Annotated in this window: 20 protein-coding genes; 8 read left to right on the top strand and 12 right to left on the bottom strand. The window is 55.1% G+C overall.

The annotated features are described in order from the left end of the window. Positions 1-37: 37 nt before the first annotated feature. A complete protein-coding gene (locus AACY82_RS16400) occupies positions 38-358 on the bottom strand; it encodes a DUF805 domain-containing protein (protein ID WP_339617928.1) in 321 nt (106 codons plus the stop codon). Between the two features lie 300 nt (positions 359-658). On the opposite strand from AACY82_RS16400, the gene AACY82_RS16395 reads away from it, so the two are divergent. Both AACY82_RS16395 and AACY82_RS16390 read left to right on the top strand, forming a co-directional pair. Continuing rightward, complete coding sequence (locus AACY82_RS16395) at positions 659-2,047, top strand: ammonium transporter (protein ID WP_339617927.1); 1,389 nt, start codon at positions 659-661, stop codon at positions 2,045-2,047. Then, the gene (locus AACY82_RS16390; protein WP_339617926.1) at positions 2,044-2,700 is read left to right on the top strand and encodes a hypothetical protein; all 657 of its coding nucleotides are present in this window, start codon (positions 2,044-2,046) and stop codon (positions 2,698-2,700) included. Before AACY82_RS16395 ends, AACY82_RS16390 begins: the two co-directional genes overlap by 4 nt. 20 nt (positions 2,701-2,720) lie before the next feature. Here AACY82_RS16390 and AACY82_RS16385 read toward each other — a convergent pair whose 3' ends face one another. From AACY82_RS16385 to AACY82_RS16355, 7 genes are all read right to left on the bottom strand, one after another. After that, the gene (locus tag AACY82_RS16385) at positions 2,721-4,211 is read right to left on the bottom strand and encodes a beta-N-acetylhexosaminidase (RefSeq protein WP_339617925.1); all 1,491 of its coding nucleotides are present in this window, start codon (positions 4,209-4,211) and stop codon (positions 2,721-2,723) included. Between the two features lie 366 nt (positions 4,212-4,577). After that, positions 4,578-4,784 (bottom strand): FeoB-associated Cys-rich membrane protein, encoded by a 207-nt coding sequence (locus AACY82_RS16380; protein ID WP_339617924.1) that lies wholly within the window; start codon positions 4,782-4,784, stop codon positions 4,578-4,580. A gap of 46 nt (positions 4,785-4,830) precedes the next feature. Further along, the gene (locus AACY82_RS16375; RefSeq protein ID WP_339617923.1) at positions 4,831-6,693 is read right to left on the bottom strand and encodes a ferrous iron transporter B; all 1,863 of its coding nucleotides are present in this window, start codon (positions 6,691-6,693) and stop codon (positions 4,831-4,833) included. Next, on the bottom strand, positions 6,690-7,007 hold the full coding sequence (locus AACY82_RS16370; RefSeq protein WP_339617922.1) for a FeoA family protein: 318 nt from the start codon (positions 7,005-7,007) through the stop codon (positions 6,690-6,692). The genes AACY82_RS16375 and AACY82_RS16370 overlap by 4 nt, the downstream gene beginning before the upstream one ends. 100 nt (positions 7,008-7,107) lie before the next feature. Then, complete coding sequence (dxs, locus tag AACY82_RS16365; RefSeq protein ID WP_339617921.1) at positions 7,108-8,997, bottom strand: 1-deoxy-D-xylulose-5-phosphate synthase; 1,890 nt, start codon at positions 8,995-8,997, stop codon at positions 7,108-7,110. 68 nt (positions 8,998-9,065) lie between these two features. Further along, complete coding sequence (locus AACY82_RS16360) at positions 9,066-9,950, bottom strand: farnesyl diphosphate synthase (RefSeq protein ID WP_339617920.1); 885 nt, start codon at positions 9,948-9,950, stop codon at positions 9,066-9,068. Continuing rightward, positions 9,950-10,198, bottom strand: a complete 249-nt coding sequence (locus AACY82_RS16355; RefSeq protein WP_339617919.1) for an exodeoxyribonuclease VII small subunit — start codon at positions 10,196-10,198, stop codon at positions 9,950-9,952. Before AACY82_RS16355 ends, AACY82_RS16360 begins: the two co-directional genes overlap by 1 nt. Positions 10,199-10,458: 260 nt before the next feature. Here AACY82_RS16355 and pomA point away from each other — a divergent pair, with 260 nt between their 5' ends. From pomA to AACY82_RS16340, 3 genes are all read left to right on the top strand, one after another. Beyond that, complete coding sequence (gene pomA, locus AACY82_RS16350) at positions 10,459-11,226, top strand: flagellar motor protein PomA (RefSeq protein WP_339617918.1); 768 nt, start codon at positions 10,459-10,461, stop codon at positions 11,224-11,226. Between the two features lie 5 nt (positions 11,227-11,231). Continuing rightward, on the top strand, positions 11,232-12,218 hold the full coding sequence (locus tag AACY82_RS16345) for a flagellar motor protein MotB (protein WP_339617917.1): 987 nt from the start codon (positions 11,232-11,234) through the stop codon (positions 12,216-12,218). A gap of 539 nt (positions 12,219-12,757) precedes the next feature. Beyond that, on the top strand, positions 12,758-14,164 hold the full coding sequence (locus AACY82_RS16340; RefSeq protein WP_339617916.1) for an MFS transporter: 1,407 nt from the start codon (positions 12,758-12,760) through the stop codon (positions 14,162-14,164). A gap of 54 nt (positions 14,165-14,218) precedes the next feature. Here the strand turns inward: AACY82_RS16340 and AACY82_RS16335 are convergent, their stop codons facing one another. Together AACY82_RS16335 and ectB are read right to left on the bottom strand one after the other, a co-directional pair. After that, positions 14,219-15,583, bottom strand: a complete 1,365-nt coding sequence (locus AACY82_RS16335; protein ID WP_339617915.1) for an aspartate kinase — start codon at positions 15,581-15,583, stop codon at positions 14,219-14,221. An 80-nt stretch (positions 15,584-15,663) separates the two neighbouring features. Then, positions 15,664-16,932: a diaminobutyrate--2-oxoglutarate transaminase gene (gene ectB, locus AACY82_RS16330; RefSeq protein WP_339617914.1), complete on the bottom strand. Its 1,269-nt coding sequence runs from the start codon at positions 16,930-16,932 to the stop codon at positions 15,664-15,666. 547 nt (positions 16,933-17,479) lie between these two features. Here ectB and AACY82_RS16325 point away from each other — a divergent pair. The 3 genes from AACY82_RS16325 (at position 17,480) to AACY82_RS16315 (ending at position 20,000) form a co-directional block, all read left to right on the top strand. Continuing rightward, positions 17,480-18,094 carry a YigZ family protein gene (locus tag AACY82_RS16325; protein WP_339617913.1) on the top strand — a complete coding sequence of 205 codons (615 nt, stop codon included), beginning with the start codon at positions 17,480-17,482 and terminating at the stop codon, positions 18,092-18,094. A 318-nt stretch (positions 18,095-18,412) separates the two neighbouring features. Continuing rightward, complete coding sequence (locus AACY82_RS16320) at positions 18,413-18,973, top strand: HNH endonuclease (RefSeq protein WP_339617912.1); 561 nt, start codon at positions 18,413-18,415, stop codon at positions 18,971-18,973. 82 nt (positions 18,974-19,055) lie between these two features. Further along, entirely contained in the window at positions 19,056-20,000 is a 945-nt protein-coding gene (locus AACY82_RS16315; protein ID WP_339617911.1) for a sugar phosphate isomerase/epimerase family protein, read from the top strand. A gap of 32 nt (positions 20,001-20,032) precedes the next feature. Here AACY82_RS16315 and AACY82_RS16310 read toward each other — a convergent pair whose 3' ends face one another. Beyond that, on the bottom strand, positions 20,033-20,920 hold the full coding sequence (locus tag AACY82_RS16310) for a hypothetical protein (RefSeq protein ID WP_339617910.1): 888 nt from the start codon (positions 20,918-20,920) through the stop codon (positions 20,033-20,035). A 72-nt stretch (positions 20,921-20,992) separates the two neighbouring features. Further along, entirely contained in the window at positions 20,993-21,352 is a 360-nt protein-coding gene (locus AACY82_RS16305) for a hypothetical protein (protein WP_339617909.1), read from the bottom strand. Positions 21,353-21,386 lie beyond the last annotated feature (34 nt).

The following is a 21,386-nucleotide window of genomic DNA, read 5'->3' as shown; positions in this document are numbered from 1 at the left end:
AAGAGATAACCACGGCGCTCGGCGCCGCGGTCATTAATTATTCTGCTGAGGCTGTTTTGGTCGGTTGCGCCAGCAATACGATTAGAGCAATAGTACCTATTACCGGAATAAACGCGAGTAATAACCACCAAGGTGAGAAACCCGCATCCCGTAAACGGCGCACGCCCGCTGAAATGCCGGGAATTAATAGCACCAGACCGTAAATCGAACTGATAAGGGCGGTGCGAATTAAGTTCTCGATAACGGCGATACCGAGAAGGATAAGAAGGTTAACCAGTACGAACATCCAGTACTGGGTGCGAGTCCAGCGGCCGGAAAAGTCGGCGTACTGGCGAAATGCTTGTAAGTAGTAATCCATAATAACCCTCATTATGTGAAACCCGGCGGTTTGGCGCAGGTGGGTTTATCCTTTAGGTGGCAAGTGTTACTTGCCTGTGTATTTTCACTTAAAGCGGTAGTCCGTGTCGACCGCTGGCGTTGGCCTGCTAATTTCTGGTGCGTATCCATGCACCCGCATAGTAACACTGCCCAAGACGATAGCATCCTGTGGCTGTGGGATTTATGACTTATTTGTAACTTGCTGTTATAAAAAGGCTTTTGTCGCTTTAACTAATTGGCATATATCGTGCGTTTTGCAGGCACAGAGGTGTGGCGCCTGATGCATTGGCCCGCGCTGTTGTTTCCTGCTGACATAAGACCCGATGCTATGCCGATGATCCGTCGTACTATACCGCCGACTGTTATTAAGTGTGCTGTTGTTGTTACCCCGATGCTCTTGTGGGCCTCCCCGAGTGTTGCGGCGCCAGAGGCTACGCAAAGCATTGATACCGTCTGGATAGCGCTTGCGGCAGCGTTGGTGTTTTTTATGCAGGCAGGCTTTGCGTTGCTTGAGAGCGGTATGGCCCGTAGCAAAAATGCCATTAACGTTATTATGAAAAACTACGCTGACGTTTGCCTGGGCTCGCTGGTGTTTTGTTTGGTGGGGTTTGGCTTAATGTTTGGCACCAACCCCACGGGCTTTTGGGGTACCGATCATTTTTGGCTAAACCCTAATGCGCAGTGGGATTGGACCTTCGTGCTGTTTCAGACCATGTTTGCCGCCACGGCGGCGACCATTGCCAGTGGCACCATGGCCGAGCGCACTCGCTTTGGCGGTTACCTGATTGCCGCGTGTTTTATTATGGGGGTGCTCTACCCGGTGTTCGGCAGTTGGGTGTGGGGCAGCGCTTACCATGGTAGTGGTTGGTTGGCGCAATTGGGTTTTATCGATTTTGCCGGTTCTACGGTGGTGCATTCATTAGGCGCCTGGGTGGCGCTGGCGGGGGCGTTAGTCGTCGGTCCGCGAATAGGCCGGTTTGATGCCGATGGCAAGCCGCGCCGTATTGCCGGCCACAACTCCAGCTACGTTGCCATGGGCGGCTTTATTTTGTGGTTGGGCTGGTTTGGTTTTAACGGTGGCAGTACTTTGGCGGCCGATGTGGCCATTGGTTTGATTAATTTAAACACCCACTTATCGGCTTGTGCTGGCGCGGCGGGGGCGTTGCTAGCGTGTCGCTTAACGGGGGTAAAAGTCCGAGTGGAGCACGTGGTAAACGGCAGCCTAGGTGGATTGGTGGGCATTACCGCCGGCTGTGCGACGATGGACCCGCTGTACGCGATTATCACCGGTTTTGTGGCGGGTATTGTGGTGGTGTTGGGCTCGCGTTTGCTGCTGCGTTTAAAAGTGGATGATGTGGTCGGTGCGATTCCGGTGCACGGTTTTGCCGGCGCGTGGGGGACTTTGGCGGCGGGTTTATTTTATCGCGGCGATCTGTTTTCGGTTGAGTTAGTGGTGGTGCAGCTGACCGGTGTGTTGGTGTGTTTTGTCTGGGCGTTTGTCGGGGCGCTAATAATTTACGGGCTTATTAATGCCGTTTCTCCGTTGCGGGCAGATGCCCAGCACGAGCAGCGCGGTTTAGATATTACCGAGCACGGCGAAATTGGCTACCCGGAGTTTGGTAGCAACAAAGCTTATAACAGCCGCACCCTTGAGGTGATAGAGCCATGAGTGCTGAGGCGGAGCAAACCCTTAAGCGCCGGATTGTGTTTACGGCGTTGGCGGATTACCTAAGTGGCGAGTCATTAATGCAGGCGCTTAACCTATGGGAGGCGAATTACGCCGCAAAGCCGGTGTATGCCCTGAATGAGTTTGTGGGCAAACTGGGTGAACACCCGGCGATCGCCGGTAAGCGCAAAGATGTGATCCGTACGCTGTTAAGTCTGAGCCAAAACCCGGTTGGATTGCTGCCTAATCCAACGGCACAACATACCAGCTTTAAGCCGGTGGCACGGCCCGAGCCGGGGGTTTACCCCGAGCGGTTGGATAAAGTGTTTGCGCATTTTTTAACGGCGTTAGAGATGGTAATGCCAGCGGATGAATTTGTAACGCTACGTCTTAGTTTTTTACTGCGCCTGAATGATATGCCCCTCAACCCTACGCTTAAAGCGCGTTTGCGTATGTGGTTTGATTCGGAAGGTAGCGACAGAACGTTTTCGGTGGTGTGCAATGCACCCGAGATCCGGCGAGTGGTAAACCAGCTATATGTGGCTTTGTGTGAACAGTACGGCCCGGTGCAGGCCGACGATACGTTAGCGGCGACGGTAATGTGGTTAGAGCGCAAGCACCCCGCCTGTGTGCGAGACATCCGGCGCTTTTTATAGCGCCGGATAATCCCAGCGGTTTACCAGCCTAACTGCGGCTCGCGGTAGTACTCGATACCCATGGCATCAAGCATGGGGCGCAAGGCATTAAGGCGCGCTAAAAACTCTTGGTAGTTGCGGTCATCTTCACGGCTCCAGCCGAGCTCGGCGGTGACGGCCACACGCGGCCACAAGCGATTGTCGGCCGCGTTGTCGCTGTGAACCAGCTCGGACCACATAGCCGACTCTACTCCCATCACTTGCTCAAAGTCTTGCGGGTTTAACTGATAGGCACGCGCTAGCGGTACGCCCTCTTTGCGGCACCAGTCATAGGTGTCGGGCTGGCCTTGATAATTACCGTGGTCAAAGTAGCTGTAGGAGCAGGGCGATAAAATCAACTGGTGACCGCGATCCAGCGCGGGCTGAATATCGTATTGGTCATTCCATAATTGCAACAGTACGTCGGGGTCGTTGTCGGCCACCGAGCCTTCCTCCCACGCGATCGCGGTGCGGCCTAAATCGCTCACCATACGGGTTGCACGGGCGATAAACTCTGGGTAAAGCGGGTCTTTAATTTCATCGCCACCAATGTGGATGTATTCCGATGGAAACAGTTTGACGATCTCGCTCAGTACATCTTGGACAAACGGGTAAGTGGTGTCCGGATCGGTTAAGCACAGTTTGCTAAAGCCAACCTCCAACCCGTTGTAAGGAGCAAGGTTGGTGACATCGTCGCAGGCAAGCTCATTGTATGAGGCGATAGCCGCTTGCGTATGGCCGGGCAAGTCGATCTCGGGCACGAGCGTCACGTTGCGCGCCTGGCCGTAACTGACAAGCTCGCGAATCTCGGCTTGGGTATAAAAGCCGCTACGGCCACCTTTTACGGCGCTGGCGCCGCCAATCTCGGTGAGCTTGGGGTAGCCTGCTATCTCGACGCGCCACCCTTGGTCGTCACTTAGATGTAAGTGCAGGCGGTTAAGTTTAAAGCGCGCCATACGGTCGATATGCGCTTTGACGTACGCCACCGGCAAAAAGCTGCGGGCTACATCCAACATATTGCCGCGCCAGCTAAAGGCCGGGCTGTCGGTGATGCTGAGGTTGGGCAGCTCGTAGTTCGCCTGTACCTGGCTTGGCAGTAACTGGCTAAGCGTTTGCACCGCGTAAAACAAACCCGTGTCGGTATTGGCGCTTAAGATAATCTGCTGATCAATGTCCAGGCGGTAGCCTTCATCCCCAAGGGCTGGCTCATCGACTAGGTACAGCTGAATTTGCGTACTGGCCGATGTGTCACGGGTAATATCCAGTGTGTTTAGCAAGCGCTTTAGGGCGAGGGCCGATGTTTCTGTGCCGTCGGCTGTTTCGACATGCACGACTTTGTTGAGCACTAAGGTGCCCGGCATGCGCATCACTGATTCGGGGTAGGGAATCAGCGACAGCTGCTCGCTGGTGTTATTGCTGGCAGGTGCTTGATCCATATGACTGCCGCAGCCGGCAAGCAAGCAGGCCGCGAGGGTGGCCAGTAGTATTTTCATGCAGTTGCTCCATTGGGGTGTACTTATTAGCTTACGGCATTATGCCGTGATGGTTGGAGGGCATTGCTATTGACGCATATCGGTCGCTTTGATGTTTACTTGTTGTATCGCCAGATAGGCGTGCTTGTTTTTGGCTCAGAGGAGCAAAGATAGATAATTAGCTGAGACAAAGCAATGATATCCACAGCCGTTAAGGCGATTGCTTACATATCTTTATCTTTGGCTGAGCGCCAGCATCGAGTGTTCGCCCGTGCGCCTTTTAAGGCCCGGCCGGTGAAAAATACAGGGGATAAACAGAGGTCGAGCTGCCAGCGCGTGTGTGCTGACGATGTACGGGCTTCGCCGAGGCCGGCGTGGGTTTTGGGGTCAGCTGCCGCTGCTGGGTTGCACCTCGATTGCGTGCGCCTCGATCTTGCTGTCGGCGTGGCCTGCGGGGGGCGTTGAGCACGCGCTTTGCGAGCCGCAGCCACTACAACCGCTGGCACAGCCGGAGCGTCGGCCGGGTAGCATGCGGCGCACCACCGCAATGGCGGCTAATGCAACACAGACGGCGACGATCAATTCTTGCCACATAGTGTTTCTCCCGTTGTTGTCGCGTGAGCTACTTTGCCTTTGGCTCTTAGCTTAACAACCAGCTCGATACTTGATAGGTAATAACGGCTGCGACGTAAGCTAGAGCAAATAAGTAAAAGGTAAAAAAGGCTGTGGCCGAGCGCGAGTTAGTCTCGCGGCGCACTACAGCGATGGTGGCCAAGCACTGGGGCGCGTAGACAAACCACGCCAAGTACGCCAGGGCAACCGGTAAGCCCCAGCTCTGGCCCAGGGTTTGACCCAGCGCCTGCTCAAAGGTTTCGCCGCCCACCGCGTAAACGGTCGCCAGCGCGCTGATGGCTACCTCGCGCGCGGCCATGGCGGGGATTAAGGCAATACACATTTGCCAGGTAAAGCCCATGGGCTCAAATAACGGTTGCATTAAACGGCCCAGTTGGCCGGCAAAGCTGTACTCGATGGCCGCACCAGTGGCATCAGCGGGTGGCGCCGGGAAGCTCGATAACGCCCACAGCACAATCGACAGGGCGAGAATAATCGTACCGACGCGGCGCAAAAATACCCAGGTACGCTCGCGCAAACCAATCAGCAGGTGGTAGGGCGAGGGCCAGCGGAAGGCCGGCAGCTCTAGCAGCAGGGGAAACTCTTCGCGGGTGTGGCGCAAGCGCAGCAGCCAGGCGGCCAGTGCGGCACTGACAATACCGGCAATATAAAGCGCGAACAGCGTGAGCCCTTGCAGATTAAAAATGCCCCAGACTTTTTGGTCGGGAATAAACGCGGCGATAATCAGCGTGTATACGGGTAGGCGCGCCGAGCAGGTCATGAGCGGCGCCACCATAATGGCGATAATACGCTCGCGCGGGTCGGGCACGGTGCGGGTGGCCATAATGCCGGGCACGGCGCAGGCAAAGCTTGATAGCAGTGGGATAAACGAGCGGCCCGATAAGCCGACGCCACGCATGGGGCGATCGAGCAAAAACGCCGCGCGGGTTAAATAACCCGAGTCTTCGAGCAGCAGAATAAAAAAGAACAGAATAATAATTTGCGGCAAAAAGACTAAGACGCCGCCCACCCCGGCGATTAAGCCGTCGGCGAGGAAATCTTTAAGAATACCATCGGGGAGCGTGGCGGCAACCCACTCACTGAGCGTGCCAAAGCTGCCGTCGATTAAATCCATAATCGGCGCGGCCCAGGCAAATACCGCCTGGAATATCAGCAATAGCACCATAAACAGGGCGATAAGACCGGCAATAGGGTGCATGACAAAACGGTCGAGCTTGTCTTGCCAGGTGATTTTATCGGGCGGAGCTATGACGTGGGCGGCGGTGATTTGCTCGATACGCTGGTAGAGCGACTCTACCGATTCTTTGCGGCTGGCCCCGGCATCGCTGATAACCTCGGCTTTAGTGCCTTGGTAGCGGGTGGATGCCTGATCGATTGCCTCGCGCAAGGCTTTAAGGCCGTGGCGGCGAATGGCCACTGTCTCGACTACCGGGATGCCTATAGCTTCGGCCAGGCCTTCGGTGTCGATTTTAATGCCGCGCCGCTCGGCGGCGTCGGCTTGGTTAAGAGCCAGAATCATCGGGCGGCCGAGCTTTTCTAGCTCTAAGACTAAGCGTAGGCCCAGGCGCAAATTGGTGGCATCGACCACCGCAATTAATACATCCGGTGGTGCCTCGCCGGCCATTTGTCCCAGAATAATATCCCGCGCGACTTTCTCGTCCAGCGACGATACGTGCAAACTGTAGGTGCCCGGCAGGTCGACTAAATTGGCGGGAGTTGATGTGCCCGACACCGGCCCGGTGCGACGCTCTACCGTTACCCCTGGGTAGTTGGCCACTTTGGCGCGGGCGCCGGTTAAGCGGTTAAAAATAGATGTTTTACCGCAGTTGGGGTTGCCCACCAAGGCAAAGCGCAAAGCTTGAGTGCTCATGCTTGGGCCTCCGCGGTCGCGACGGCTATTTTACTGGCCTCGGTGCGGCGCAGCGCAAACTTGGTGCCGGCTATTTTTACCGCCAGAGGGTCGCGCCCTAAGAATCCGTAACCCAACACCATCATGGTAACGCCGGGTAAAAAGCCAAGCTCTTTTAACCGCAGGGTCACCTCCTCGTCGTGCTCGCCAAAGGCGGGCTGCGCGAGTAACTCAGTAATGCGCAAGGTTTCCCCTTTGCGGCACTGGTCAAGTGAGCGGGTGCTTTTGATCTGGGCGCTGGCGCCGCTGTCGGTCGAAGTTGAGCTGGATGTCATAGCGCGGAATATTTCTTGTGTTGATAATGCGAGTAATTATTAATTAGGATACTCGTTTTGTCCCGTGGGAGCAATGAATCTATCGTCAGCTCGGGAGTGTTTACGGGGCCAGGCGGCCGGTGGCCGGTTCGGGCAGCTGTGCAAGGCGAGTGTTGATGGCGCGCTCAATGCCCGGTGCATCTAGGCCTTGCCCGGCCAGCTGGTCGGCTTGGTTGGCGTGATTGACAAACACATCGGCGAGCCCCAGTTGCAGCAGCGGTACGATTTGCCCGCTGGCGGCTAGATGCTCGGCCACGGCCGAGCCCGCGCCACCGGCGATGGCGTTCTCTTCCAGGGTGACGAGCAACCGATGGCGCGTGGCCATATCGTCGATCAGTGCGGTATCCAGCGGCTTAACAAAGCGCATATCGCACAGGGTGGCGCCTACGTTTTCGGCTACCTGATGGGCGGTTTTACACAGAGTGCCAAAGCACAAAATAGCAACGTCGCTGCCCTCGCGCTTAACCAGACCCTTGCCGATGGGCAGAGCATTCATGGCTGTTACAATGGCTGCGCCAGTACCGGTGCCGCGCGGGTAGCGCACTGCGCTTGGCCCTTTGTGAGTAAAGCAGGTGTAGAGCAACTGGCGGCATTCGTTTTCGTCGCTGGGGGCGGCAATCACCATGTTGGGGATGCAGCGCAAATAACTGATATCAAAGCTGCCGGCGTGGGTGGCGCCGTCTTCGCCAACTAAGCCGGCGCGGTCGATGGCAAAGGTCACGTCTAAATTTTGCAGAGCGACATCGTGAATCAGCTGATCGTAGGCGCGCTGTAAAAAGGTCGAGTAAATAGCGACCACGGGTTTTAAGCCTTCGCAGGCCATACCGGCGGCCAGTGTTACCGCGTGCTGCTCGGCGATGGCGACATCAAAAAATCGCTCGGGGTACTCGCGGGCAAATTCGACCATGCCAGAGCCCTCGCACATGGCGGGGGTGATGGCGTTTAGGCGCGGCTCAAGGGCGGCCATATCGCACAGCCACTGGCCGAATACGGCCTGAAACTTAGGGCGGTTAGCGACTGGTTTTTTCGGTGCCGGCTCTAATTTGTTTAGCGCGTGGTAGCCCACCGGGTCTTGCTCGGCGGGTTCAAAGCCTTTGCCTTTTTGGGTGATGATATGCAGCAGTTTAGGGCCTTTTACGCTGCGTAAATTACCTAAATAACGCACCAGCGAGGGCAGGTCGTGACCGTCGATGGGGCCGACGTAATTAAAGCCCATCTCCTCAAATAGGGTGCCGGGCGATACAAACCCTTTAAAGTGCTCTTCGGTGCGTTTGGCAAACTCCCACGCGGCGGGGATTTTGGTTAAGACTTGCTTGCTGCCCTCGCGCAGAGAATTGTAGAACTTGCTGCCCCAAATTTTGGAGAGGTAAGTGGCCAGCCCTCCAACGTTGGGCGAGATCGACATATTGTTGTCGTTAAGAATTACCAGCAAGTCGGCATCGGTGTGGGCCACATGGTTGAGCGCTTCAAATGCCATGCCGGCGGTCATGGCGCCATCGCCGATGATGGCCGCGCATTTGCGCTCGCCACCGGCCAGTGCCATGCCCAATGCGGCGCTGATCGAGGTGCTGGAGTGACCTACCCCAAAGGTGTCGTATTCGCTCTCTTCACGCTTGGGGAAGCCCGATAAGCCCTCGGCCTGGCGCATAGTGAGTAATCGCTCACGGCGCCCGGTTAAGATCTTGTGAGGGTAGGTTTGGTGGCCTACGTCCCAGACCAAGCGGTCGTCTGGGGTCTGATAAATATAGTGCAGTGCAATGGTCAGCTCGACCACGCCGAGCCCCGCGCCAAAGTGGCCGCCGGTTTGGCCCACGCTGTAGAGTAAAAACGCCCGCAACTCTTCGGCCACGGTGGCGAGCTGCTTTTCTTTTAGCTCGCGCAGATCCGCCGGCGACTCGATGGTGTCGAGCAGCGGGGTATCGGGGCGCTGTGTCGGAATCTCATTAAGCATGGACGTTATTTATCGTTTGCGGAAACCCGCCATTGTAGGTAGTTAACGACACACTGGCTAGTGCATCGTTAATGACGTCGCTCGACCACGTATTGGGCAATGCGCTGCAGCGGTTCAGTATCGCCCGCTAGCTCTGTCAGTGCCGCCAGCGCCTCTTGGTAAAGCTCTTGGGCCCGGGCCCGCGCGGCCGTTAAGCCCAACAGTGAAACATATGTGGGCTTATTGCGGGCGATATCGGCGCCTTGCTGTTTGCCGAGGGTGGCGGTGTCGGCGGTCACGTCCAGGATGTCATCGTGTACCTGAAAAGCCAGCCCCAGCGAGCGGCTGTAACGCGCCAAAGCCTTAAGCTGTTGGCTGTCTGCACTGCCAATCAGCGCGCCCATGGCGACGCTGGCATCGATTAATGCCCCGGTTTTGCAGCGGTGCATATGCTCTAATTGGGTGATGTCCAGCTCGGTATCGACGGCGGCCAAATCAATCGCCTGCCCGACCACCATGCCGTGCATGCCAGCGGCGCGGCTTAAGTGGCGAATAAGCTGAATCCGGGTGCCATCGGCCAAGGCGGGCGAGTCGGCCAGCAACTCAAACGCCAGGCTTTGCAGGGCGTCGCCGGCCAATATGGCCAGTGCCTCGTCAAAGGCAAGGTGGCAGGTGGGACGGCCGCGGCGCAGGGCGTCGTCGTCCATGGCGGGCAGGTCGTCGTGAATTAGGCTGTAAGCGTGTATCGATTCGACCGCACAGGCTGCGGTCTCCAACGCCGGGTGCTCTGTGGTGCCGGCAATCGCGCGATAACTGGCAAACAGTAGCAGCGGGCGAATACGCTTGCCGCCGCCGGCTAAGCTGTAGCGCATGGCCTCGGCCAGCTGGCTGGCGGGGGTATCGGGTATGACCTGATTCAGCGCGGTATCGATGCGCGCCCGAAAAGCGCTGGCGTATTCGGTAAAATCAGTCATTAAGCCTTGCCGTGCTCTTGCGCATCAAAGTCGGTTAGGGTCGGCTCGCCATTTTGCTCAATCAACATCTGCACTTGTTGCTCGGCCTGCTGCAAGCGTGTTTGACAGTCGCGGGTGAGCTTAATGCCTTGCTCAAACGCGGCTAGTGACTGCTCAAGTGTTAGCTCGCCGGTTTCCATTTGCGCGACAATTGACTCAAGCTCAGAAAGTGACGTTTCTAGGTCGAGGCTTTTTTTCTTGGCGGGCATAGGGCAACCTGTTTCTGCAAGGTGTTGAATTTTGGGGTTATGTTACAGCGCTGCCGGCCGATAGCTAAAAGAGTAATCGCCGCTGCTGCTCATTGTTGGCCGGCATTATACCGTTTGCGGGCGGCTAGGTGGCAGTCTCTAGCGCGCTTTTTCGGTGATCGGGTTATTATTGTGATTACAATAGGTTTATTGGCGGTGGGCTCGGCGACGGTAACCGCTGACTAGGGCTGCGTGGGCCGGGCAAAACTGAGGAGAGGGGTGTGGATTTAGCAACGCTGATTGGGCTGATTGGGGCGGTGGGCCTGATTATTGTCTCGATGTTTATGTCGGGTGAGATCGGCATGTTCGTCAATGGCCCGTCTTTGGTTATTGTGCTGGGGGGCAGTATCTTTGCGGTTATGGCCAAGTTTGGGCTGGGTCACTTTCTCAGCGCCTTTAAAGTGGCCGGCAAGAGTTTCGTTAATAAGAATGATGACCCTCTCGATTTGATTGATGAAGTCGTCGATTTGGCCGATGCTGCGCGCAAGGGCGGATTGTTGTCGCTGGAGGGAAAAGACGTCAGCAATAACTTTTTGCAAAAAGGTATTCAGCTGCTGGTCGACGGTCACGACCCGGATGTCGTGCGGGTCATGCTCTCTAAAGATCGCTCGCTGGCCGAGCGGCGCCACAATAACGGCTCGGCCATATTTGCCGCGCTAGGTGATGTGGCCCCTGCCATGGGGATGATCGGTACGCTGATCGGGCTGGTGGCGATGCTGGCCAATATGGATGACCCTAAAGCGATTGGCCCGGCGATGGCCGTAGCGCTACTGACCACCTTGTACGGTGCCATGTTGGCCAATGCCGTGTGCTTGCCCATTGCCGATAAGCTCCGCTTGCGCGCCGCAGAAGAGCACATGATTAAAAGCATGATCATCGATGGTTTGCTGGCGATTCAGGCGGGGCAAAACCCCAGGGTAATCGACAGCATGTTGCGCACCTACTTGCCCGAGCGCAAACGCGACGTCGTCGATGCGGCGGATAGTTAACCCCTATGAATACCGAAGACGAAGATAGCGGCTGCGACTGCAAGCCCGGCTTGCCGGCATGGATGGCAACCTTTGCCGATTTGATGGCATTGCTGATGTGCTTTTTTGTGCTGCTTTTGTCGTTCTCGGAAATGGATGCTATGAAGTTTAAACGCTTGGCGGGCTCGCTGGCGCAGGCGTTTGGGGTTCAGTCTGAAATATCCGTCAATGAGGTGCCAAAAGGCACCAGTATTATTGCCCAAGAATTTAGCCCGGGGCGGCCCGACCCCACACCCATTAATGAGATCAAGCAGCACACTGAGGACATCACCCAGATGAGCCTAGAGGTGCGCGACTCGCAAGAGTACGACATCGAGCGCGGCGAACCCGATATGGACGACAGCGCCCGCGAGCGGCTCGAGCAAATTATGCAAGAGCTGGTAGCGCAAACCCGCGCCGATGCGGCAGAGTTGGCCGATAAGCTGAAAGAGCGTATTGCCAACGGCGAGCTTGAAATTGAAACTCGCGGCCGGCAGATTATTATCCGTATTCGCGAGAAAGGCTCGTTCGAATCGGGCACGGCGACTTTGGCGCCGGATTACTATGATGTGATTGATGAGATTCGCGCGGTCTTGATGCTTAAGCCCGGACGCATTGAGGTGCAGGGGCATACCGACAATGTGCCTATTCGCTCTGAGCGGTTCCGCTCTAACTGGGACTTATCCGCCATGCGCGCGGCCTCTGTTGCCTCGCAGTTGCTGCGTGGCAATTACCTTAACCCGCGTCGCTTTGAGGTGTCGGGCTTTGCCGACACCCGGCCACTGGTGGTTAATGATAGCAGTGCCAACCGGGCGCGTAATCGCCGGGTGGAGATTGTCATCCGGCAGGGCTTGGGTGAAGACCTTAACCCTGAAGATATGCAATTGCTAAAAGAGCAGGGCGACGACATTAGCCGTAAGCTGGATGTGGCGCCACAATATCTGTTTGATTTAGAGCCGGAAGAGGTCTTTTAGACGGTTTTTGTACGATATCTCTTACAGGAAACTGTGACAAAGGCGACTATATCGGTCGATTAAAGGGGCGCATAATAGCTAACTGGACAGGAGCATAAGGATTATGGCTGTTCAAAGGGAACAATACGGAATGTCGCACGGATTGTGACGTAACAGGGAATACCCACACAGGGATTGTGAGGCAAGGAATAGACGGATCTCGCCGACATTGAGCCCAAGGCTGGTCTCCATCCTGTAAAACCCGCAGCAGGCCCCCTTGTTGCGGGTTTTCTTCATTTTGGCTTAGCCGTTATCCGCGCACACCTCGGGTCACTCTAGTGCGCCATCATTACCTGCGGCCTTTTGCTACATGCCTTCCAATAGTGGGCGCTTTGGATTTTACTCACCTAAACAACACTTTGGCTTGTCACATGTATGGCCGGGCGTACGAAAAGACGGGTAAAGCCGTGATGAATCGCCTGGGCGCTGTGTTTTAATGGTGCTTGTGAATTCCCCTTTGTTGCTTGGCCGCAAGTAACGCTCCGTGTATAGGCTGTTGTTTGAATACGAACTCTCCCACTCTGGATAAAATTGCCTCGCCTTGGTTGGTGCTGGTAACCGTTTGCCTGGGCGCTTTTGTGGCGCCTTTGGGTATGGCCTCGGTGAATGTGGCTATACCGGCATTGGCTGAAGATTTAGCCGCCAACGCCGTGTTGGTGAGTTGGATTCCCACTGTGGTGCTTATCAGCAATATTATGTTTATGTTGCCCGCCGGCAAGTGCGCCGACTTGTGGGGCCGCAAACGATTATTCTTTTTGGGTGTGTGCGTTAATGCCGGCACCAGTGCGGTGGCATTTTTTGCGCAGTCCATAGAGGTGGTATTGCTGTTGCGGTTTATTCAGGGCATCGGCTCGGCGATGATGTTTGCCACTAGCATGGCGTTGCTGATCTCGGTGTTTCCCGCCGATAAGCGCGGTCTGCCACTGGGGTTGAATGCCGCGTGTATTTACCTGGGTTTAACCTTGGCTCCCGCGCTTGGCGGCTGGGTGACCGAGGCACTGGGTTGGCGCTACGTATTTTTGCTGCCTTTGCCTATTGCGACGGTGGTACTGGGGATCTTGATGCGCGTGCCGGGAGAGTGGCACAGCCACACCAAAGATCGGTTTGATTGGCGCGGTGCGGTGTTGTTTGCCGCGGTGGCGGTGTGCTTGGCGGTGGGTTTGGCCGGGCTGCCGGACATTGAGAATGCGGCGCTGGTGGTGATTGCGTTAGTGTTGCTTGCTGTATTTGTGCGCATGCAGGCGCGCGCCAAAGCGCCGCTAATTCGGGTGCAGATGTTTCGCGAGTCTAAGCTGTTTTCTATGTCTCTGGCGACTGCGTCGCTGATGTACGCCAGCAGTTATCCGCTGGGGTTTATGCTCAGCCTATATTTGCAGTATGTGCGCGGCTACAGCGCCGGCGATGCCGGACAGATTCTGTTGGTGCAAGCGCTCACCATGGCCTTTGTGGCACCCATCGCCGGGCGCTTGTCGGATTTTTTTCCGGCCCGTTGGTTGGCCAGCGCTGGTTGCGCTTGTACTTTGGCGGGCTTTGCGCTGCTGAGTACTTTAGACAGTACCACCGAGCGTTTGGATATTATGTTGGCGTTGCTGTTGGTGGGCTTTGGTTTTGGTTTTTTCTCCAGTCCCAATAACCATGTGGTCATGCACTCGGCGCAGGCCCACGAGGTGGGGGTGGCAGCCGCCACTTTGAATTTAGCGCGGGTGATGGGTAATTTGGTGGGAATGAGTTTGGTGAATTTGTTTGTGCATTGGCACTTGGGCGATAGCGCCATGAGTCGCGCGATTGCCGAGCCATTACTGCTGACGTTTCATCAAGCGATAAACCTTGCTATGGGATTTTTGCTGCTGGCGACGGTGTTGTCACTGTTGCGGGGACGTGCTCATGCCGCCGCTACGTCGGTATGAAAACCGTTAAACGTAGCGACGGTGCGGCACAATAATGCGCAAAGCTTAAGCCGGTTAAGCGTTACCGATCAGCGTATCGTAAAGAATCCGCGTCGCCTGATCGGCCACCGTTTGTGATACCCCTACATGAAAGCAAATTTGCGACGGGCTTTGGTCGATCAGGTCGATTGGAATAAACGCCTCGCCCAGTGCGCTTAGCGCTTCAATAATAGGGTAAGAGTTGCGGTTAAGGCCCAAGCCGACCGGCGTAATAACCGACAAATTGTAGACCACGCGCATGTTGTCGGGTTTCAGGCGTTTTTCGATCACCCGGCGCAAATCGTTGATGCTGCCCAGTAAATCGTCTTTGCTGACCAACACCGCAATATCGTCCTTATCGGTGGGGTAGTGGTAGGTGTTGATGCCGAAGTCGTGAAAAATTTGCAGCAGCGATGCGGTAAAGCCCACCTCTTCGCCCAGCATATCTTTTTCGATATGAATGTACGACATGTTGTCGAGTCGGGCAATTCCCACCACGCCTTCTTCTGGTACGCGCTCGTTTAATATAAGCGTGCCCGGATCGTCTGGCGAGTTAGTATTGCGAATGTTAATCGGGATTTTACGGTCGCGACATTTGAGCATCGCATCGAGGTGAAAAACGTTAAAGCCTTTGCTGGACAGTAGGCGGATTTCTTTAAACGTTAGCCGTGGAATGGCGCGAGCCTCGGTGATAATGCGCGGGTCGGCCTCGTACACGCCGTTGACGTCAGTCCAGTTCTCGTAGGTGTCGGCATCTAAAGCGTAGGCAATTTCGCCGCCGGTTAAATCCGAACCGCCGCGCGAGAACACCGCAATGTTGCCGTCTTCGGTTACACCGTAAAACCCAGGTATCACCGAGATGCCGTCGTACTCGGTTAATACTTGGACATTCTCGTAGGCTTGATCGAGCGTTTTCGCGGCAAGGTAGTTATCGCTTACCACAAAGCCGATATTCTCGGGCAGTTGCGCGCACGCTTTTAAACCACTTTTGTCAAAATAAGCGGCGATAATGCGGGCGTTGTAGTGCTCGCCACGAGAGGCGAGAAAAGCCACACGTTTGTCGCCGCCCAAGTCGGTGTCAAGGTCTTTACTGAGTGAGGCAAGAATCTCTTTGCTGTCGACTTTTAAGTCGCGCATGATGGCGGTAAATTTATCGATCACCGCTTGGCGGCTATCGTCGGCCGATATATCTTGGCGCTGGTTGTAAAAGTGAATGCCTTTGGTGGCAATGTTGATCAAATGATCGGTCACTTTCTCTTCGTTTTTGTGGCTTCGTCCGGGGCCAGACACCACAATAACGCGCCGTTTTTTGTCGCTTTCAACAATGTTTTTGATCTTGGCTATTTGCTTGGCGTCGGCAACTGAACTGCCACCAAACTTGCTGATAATAATATCTGACATGGCATCCTTCTGTTTTTGGTGGGCGGCGCAAGTGCGCCGCTTTTGCAAAAAGATTGCTGCGGGACTAATGTCCCGCGCAATTACTGACCGGTCATCATTTTATTGCGGCGCTCCGATAAAACTTTGAGCGAGTCGCGAATAATGCCGATACCTTCATGCAGTAAATTTTCATCAATCAGTAGCGATGGCAGGAACTTTAACACCTGATCGTCGGCGCCTGCGGTTTCGATGACTAGGCCGCGCTCAAACGCCTCGGCAGAGACTTCGTTAGCGACGCCACTGGGTAACTCCAGCGCGTAAATCATGCCTAGTCCGCGCACCTTAGGTTCAAACTCGGGGAAGTCAGCGGCGATTTTTTCTAGCTCAGTTTTGAGTATGTCGCTTTTGTACTCGACCGCATTGGCCAAGTCGTCGTTATCCCAAAAGCTTAGCGCCTCGGTTGCGGCCACAAACGCGAGGTTGTTGCCACGGAAGGTGCCGGTGTGTTCGCCCGGTTGCCACTGGTCCAGCTCAGGGCGCATTAGTAGCAGCGCCATAGGCAAACCGCCCCCGATGGATTTAGACAAAGTCACCATGTCGGGGTGAATGCCGGCGCGCTCAAAGCTAAAGAATGTGCCGGTGCGGCCATTGCCCACTTGAATGTCATCAATGATCAGCAAAATATCAAATTCGCGACACACATCTTGCAGCCCTTTGAGCCACTCAATGCTGGCGACATTTACCCCGCCTTCGCCCTGCACGGTTTCGACGATAATGGCGGCGGGCAAGTCGATGCCGCTGCTGCCGTCGGAGAGAAACTTACGCAAGTAATCGATGGTGTCTACATCTTGACCCAAAAAGCCATCGAACGGCATAAACGCGGTATTGGCGCGTGAGCCGTAAGATTCATCTTTATAAAAATAATTACCAGTGGCCGCGAGCGCCCCCATGGTAAGGCCGTGGTAGCCGTTGGTAAATGCAATGATATTAGAGCGCTGTTTTACCATGCGCGCTAATTTTAACGCGGTCTCTACAGCGTTGGTGCCGGTGGGGCCGGTAAATTGAACTTTGTACTGCAAGTTGCGCGGGGCCAAAATGGTGTCGCGAAACTTTTGCAAAAAAGCGCGCTTAGCGATGGTGGCTTTATCCAAACCGTGCACGATGCCGTTGTGCTTTAAGTACTCGATCAGCGCTTCGGTAATCATCGGGTGGTTGTGGCCGTAATTTAGAACCCCCGCGCCGGCAAAGAAATCGATGTAGCGGGTGCCGCTCTCGTCAAACAGCTCGGAGCCCTGCGCCACGTCAAATACGGTGGGAAACGAGCGTACATAACCGCGTACTTCAGATTCCATCTCTTCAAAAATTCTCATAGATTGCTCCTGGCGCTGTGGTCAATAAGGGTTGTCGTGCTTGTCTGTTGCCAAATACAGGTTGCGTCTAACGAGTATCTGGTTGTCGCTGTAAAGCGCTTGTATAAAAACGCTGTGCCACGGTAAAAACTTATTCGTGGCAAAGCTGTTTTGATGGTTCACAGGCTAGTGCTTGTGACAGTGCTGAGTAATACGGATAACCAATGGGTATCAGATTACAGTAAGAATGGCAGCCGATAATCATGGGTGACAGCCTGCACCAGCGTGAACGTGATAATAATAGCGCATCTTTACGTTACTATTGGGGCTAACGCGCACATTTTAAGAGGCGCCGTTAGCCTTCACCACCCAATTAGAACCCGATGATAACAAGCGAGCCGCAGAAAAACTAATCGGCACCCCATTGGTGTGTTGCCGATTGGGCGCGGATGAGCGGCTTTGCTCGTGTCGCGCTACCCTGAAAGACGGCGGTTCAAATCCGATGGGTGCCGTATAATATGGGTTTGAAATAGGCAAAAGAGAGCCGCTGGGTTCTATCTGGAGTGGCATGAGTCGACCGTATCAGGTGTTGGCAGCACCGTGTGAGTTTATGTTTGAAGAAAAGCGCAGCACCTTTACCGCGGTGTTAAGCCCAGCACAAGAGCGTGAAGTGGCTCTGGCGCAGCTAGAGACGCTGCGGCGCGAGCGGCCGGGGGCCAGCCATTATTGCTGGGCGTATATTCTGGGCGCGGCGGCCCAGCCAAAAAGTATGGCCTTTAGTGATGATGGCGAGCCTGGCGGCACGGCGGGCAAGCCCATGCTGAACGTACTGGAGCACCGCGAGGCCGGCAACTGTATGGCGGTGGTGGTGCGTACCTTTGGCGGCACCAAGTTGGGTGCCGGTGGCTTGGTTCGCGCCTATGGCGCGGCGGTCTCTGGTGCATTGGATGTTGCCCGCTGGAGTGTGGTGACGCCCTCTATCGGTATCTCTATCGCTGTGGGTTTTGCCCTGGAAGAGCGGGTGCGCCACTGTTTAGAGCAGCACCAGATTACTGTTGTTGCCGCCGATTACACCACCGAGGTGACGCTTACGGCGAACGTGCCAGAGTCGGCCGTAAGCACGATAACCGAAGAGCTTAGAGAATTAACCTCTGGGGCGGCGCGAATTCGGCCCGCTGACTAGAATTCGGCCCGCTGACTAAATGTTAGGTAAATCGCGTAAAAAGCGGTACATTTGACATATTGTCGTCATATACACAAAGCACATTGTAAGAGGCGACTGCGGCGGAGATAGACGCCCTTAGTTGGTGGTTAAAAAGCTGATCCAAGGCTGTTAACCCGCGTTTTTCATCGCATGCCCGCCAAGGCGCGGCGATGAGCCGTACACTGACTGGGATGATTGGCGGCGCAGGTATTTGTGCTCGGAACTGCGAGCCGCTGAATACGCATTTTGAACACTCTGCTAGCCACACGAGAGGGTTTTGCCTTACAGGAGGGGTCGATGGACGCGCGGATTCTGAGGCTTAATATTGCCGGCCAGCCCATTGAGTGGCTGCACTGGCAGGATGCGGTTTGCTTATACGCCCGCGACTTAGTGGTCTGGAGTCTCGGAGGCTCGGTTCGCCGAGTGCTTGGTGGTTACGCTCGCGGTAGCGGGTTGCGCTCAGAGATACAGTTACCCGCTATTATTGCCTGTGGTGGCAGCCGAGTTGCGCGCTACCGCCATACCCCTCCGCTAACCAACCGGGCGCTGTTTGCCCGCGACGATTACCTCTGCCTTTACTGTGGTAAAGAGTTTCCCAGCACTGCGCTATCGCGCGATCATATTCACCCGGTCAGTCGCGGTGGTCGCGATATTTGGAAAAACGTGGTCACGGCGTGTAAGCGTTGTAATCAGCGCAAAGGCAGCCATCTGTTGGCGGATACCGACATGGAATTACTCGCTCTACCTTTTTGCCCCAACAATGCCGAGTATCTTGCGCTTATCAACACCGATCGCATTCGCGGCGATCAAATGGAGTTTCTGCGCCCGCAGTTTTCTTCGCGCCGCAATTGGCACTGATGCGCGCACGCGCTAGAATCCCCTCTACGTATACATTTTTGCTGTGGCGCTCTATATACGCGACAGTCGCTGTGAGGTGGTTATGGCTCGTTTATCTCGTCGTCATTGTTTGCAATGGGCTGGTGCTTTGGCCGGCAGCTCTGCTTTGGGGGTGCGTGCCGATGAGTTAACGGCAGCGGCTCCTTATCATTTCGATATTTCCTTGGCGCAGTGGTCACTGAATAAAGCGTTGTTTGATAAATCCCTTAGTACTCTGGACTTTCCCGCTGTTGCCCGCACCAGCTTTGATATTGGGGCGGTGGAATACGTTAATCAGTTTTTTATGGATAAAGCCCGCGACGGGGCTTTTATCCGCGATTTAAAACAGCGGGCGGCCGACCACAACGTTAAAAGCTTATTGATAATGGTGGATGGCGAAGGCGATTTGTCCACCGTGGATGAAAAGCGCCGTAAACAATCGGTTAATAATCATCATAAGTGGGTCGAAATGGCGGCCGAGCTGGGCTGTCACAGTATTCGCGTTAATTTGCACGGCAGTGGCGGCGCCGAGGACTGGCACCGGGCGTCGGTGGCAAGCTTGACTGAGTTGGCGGCGTTTTCAGGGCCCATGGGGGTTAAAATATTAGTGGAGAACCACGGTGGCTACTCCTCTCACGGCGCTAAGCTGGCGGCTGTGTTAAAAGACGCCGATAGCCCTTTTTGCGGCTCTATGCCCGACTTTGGTAATTTTTGTTATCAGCGCGAGTCGGGCGACTTGTGGGATTCGCCCTGCATTAAGCAATACAACCTTTATCAAGGTGTTGCCGAGCTAATGCCCTACGCCGGAGCGGTCAGTGCAAAAACCTTTCGCTTTGATGACGAAGGTAACGAGCCAAATATTGATTATCTGCGTATTTTTGAGCTTATTAAGGCCGCCGGCTACACCGGCTATGTTGGCATTGAATATGAGGGCAATGAGTTGCCCGCGGCCGAAGGTATTCGCGCAACCAAAGCTTTGCTGGAGCGTGTGCGCGGGCAGCTGAGTTAAGCGGCGCCGTTAATTTTAGCGTCTGTACCAGCTTACTCTTGCGGCGGTTGTAATAGCGGCCAATCGGTCACCGCCGGATTAAAAAATCCGCACTCGCGGTAAGCGCGCCGAATAACGCCCCGTTGGCGCAATTGCGCCAATCCGCGCTCAAGCGCTTGGTAGTAGGTTTCTCCTAGCGGGTGCTGTCGACTCACAAGCCAATGGCGCGATCCTTTTAATGCCACCTTAATATTGGGTATTGGCAGCAGTGTGGCCTCTTCGTTGTAGAGCGCCATTCGCGCGCCGGTTTGAAACGGTGCCAGAGTGATATCCCCGCGTTGCGCGTGCAACATACGCACAATAGAAACCCAAGTGTTGGTTAAATAAATATTGTGAAACCCCAGCGCATCCAGAGTGATCTGATCGACCTTCCAATCGGGGCTAGTAACGGCGACAAGGCGTCTTAGTGTCTGCTGGCTGGCGTTAAGCGCTCTGTGATTTTGCTGTGAGGTGTAGAGCCCGACAATAAACTCACCATCTTCTATGGCGGCGGCGCTGATATACAGCTTGTTTTGTAAGTCTGCCGCGTCGGCTCTCCAGGCCAAAGCCCCTGTGCCGATAAGTTCGCCGTTGGCCACTTGGTGCAGGGTGCGGCGATAGGTTTGTTCACGCACTATGCTCAAAGGCGGGTTAAACCCTCCAAGCTTAAGAGCTTGCTGTAACAATACCAACTCAATCACGTCGCGGCGGGCACCCGGCCCACCGTAGTAATCGATGGCGCTAACCTCTCGGCCTGCGACAAAGCGCTGGTAATCGTCGATAACATCCTTGGTAACAGTCACCTTCACCGAGGTGTCGGCGGCCATCAAACGTGGTGCGGCGCCGCTCAGTAGCGCGAAAAAAATAACTAAGATAAAACGGCGCACGAATGTTTGAGGCACAGTTGTGACCTACAAAAGAGCTGTCAGAGTCTTTTAAGCATAGCAGCTACTGCGGGGGTATTGGCGCGCTTATCAGCTATAAATCACCTGGCCACGATAAACCCGCACCGGCCGTTTGGTGTCCGGCTCGGGTGCTTTTGCCGCCTGTGGGGGTGTCTCTTCTAAGCTCACCTGACCGCGATATACCTTGGTTTGTACGTGGGGAGATGGCGTCGTATTCGGTTGCTCAAGCTGCGCCGGCCAGGGGCCGCCGGCAAGTTGCATCAGCTCTTTAATTAACGCGCGGGTAATCGTGTCACGGCAGTGAGGGTAGTGCTGCAAAAGCTCAGAGAGTAAATCGGGGTTTGCCAGCTTAACACTGGGTTTTAGGCTTGATGGCAGACGGCGGCGCACTTCCATGACAAGGTCAATCATAGGTTTACTGTACTGCATAGGTTTGAACCTTCAGGCCGGTGAGAGCAATCAT

It is taken from the genome of uncultured Gilvimarinus sp. (genome assembly GCF_963972205.1).
Classification (GTDB): Bacteria; Pseudomonadota; Gammaproteobacteria; order Pseudomonadales; family Cellvibrionaceae; genus Gilvimarinus; species Gilvimarinus japonicus.
Note: the sequence above shows the minus strand (reverse complement) of the source record. Positions and strands in the feature narration are given on the sequence as shown.

Excerpts from the sequence above, each read along its gene's own strand:
- AACY82_RS16400 (WP_339617928.1), bottom strand. The coding sequence starts at position 358 with ATGGATTACTACTTACAAGCATTTCGCCAGTACGCCGACTTTTCCGGC.
- AACY82_RS16380 (WP_339617924.1), bottom strand. The coding sequence starts at position 4,784 with ATGTGGCAAGAATTGATCGTCGCCGTCTGTGTTGCATTAGCCGCCATT.
- AACY82_RS16320 (WP_339617912.1), top strand. The coding sequence starts at position 18,413 with ATGGACGCGCGGATTCTGAGGCTTAATATTGCCGGCCAGCCCATTGAG.
- dxs (WP_339617921.1), bottom strand. The coding sequence starts at position 8,997 with ATGCTTAATGAGATTCCGACACAGCGCCCCGATACCCCGCTGCTCGAC.
- AACY82_RS16325 (WP_339617913.1), top strand. The coding sequence starts at position 17,480 with ATGAGTCGACCGTATCAGGTGTTGGCAGCACCGTGTGAGTTTATGTTT.
- AACY82_RS16370 (WP_339617922.1), bottom strand. The coding sequence starts at position 7,007 with ATGACATCCAGCTCAACTTCGACCGACAGCGGCGCCAGCGCCCAGATC.
- ectB (WP_339617914.1), bottom strand. The coding sequence starts at position 16,932 with ATGAGAATTTTTGAAGAGATGGAATCTGAAGTACGCGGTTATGTACGC.
- AACY82_RS16360 (WP_339617920.1), bottom strand. The coding sequence starts at position 9,950 with ATGACTGATTTTACCGAATACGCCAGCGCTTTTCGGGCGCGCATCGAT.
- AACY82_RS16355 (WP_339617919.1), bottom strand. The coding sequence starts at position 10,198 with ATGCCCGCCAAGAAAAAAAGCCTCGACCTAGAAACGTCACTTTCTGAG.
- AACY82_RS16385 (WP_339617925.1), bottom strand. The coding sequence starts at position 4,211 with ATGAAAATACTACTGGCCACCCTCGCGGCCTGCTTGCTTGCCGGCTGC.
- AACY82_RS16395 (WP_339617927.1), top strand. The coding sequence starts at position 659 with ATGCATTGGCCCGCGCTGTTGTTTCCTGCTGACATAAGACCCGATGCT.
- AACY82_RS16305 (WP_339617909.1), bottom strand. The coding sequence starts at position 21,352 with ATGCAGTACAGTAAACCTATGATTGACCTTGTCATGGAAGTGCGCCGC.
- AACY82_RS16375 (WP_339617923.1), bottom strand. The coding sequence starts at position 6,693 with ATGAGCACTCAAGCTTTGCGCTTTGCCTTGGTGGGCAACCCCAACTGC.
- AACY82_RS16315 (WP_339617911.1), top strand. The coding sequence starts at position 19,056 with ATGGCTCGTTTATCTCGTCGTCATTGTTTGCAATGGGCTGGTGCTTTG.
- AACY82_RS16335 (WP_339617915.1), bottom strand. The coding sequence starts at position 15,583 with ATGTCAGATATTATTATCAGCAAGTTTGGTGGCAGTTCAGTTGCCGAC.
- AACY82_RS16390 (WP_339617926.1), top strand. The coding sequence starts at position 2,044 with ATGAGTGCTGAGGCGGAGCAAACCCTTAAGCGCCGGATTGTGTTTACG.
- AACY82_RS16345 (WP_339617917.1), top strand. The coding sequence starts at position 11,232 with ATGAATACCGAAGACGAAGATAGCGGCTGCGACTGCAAGCCCGGCTTG.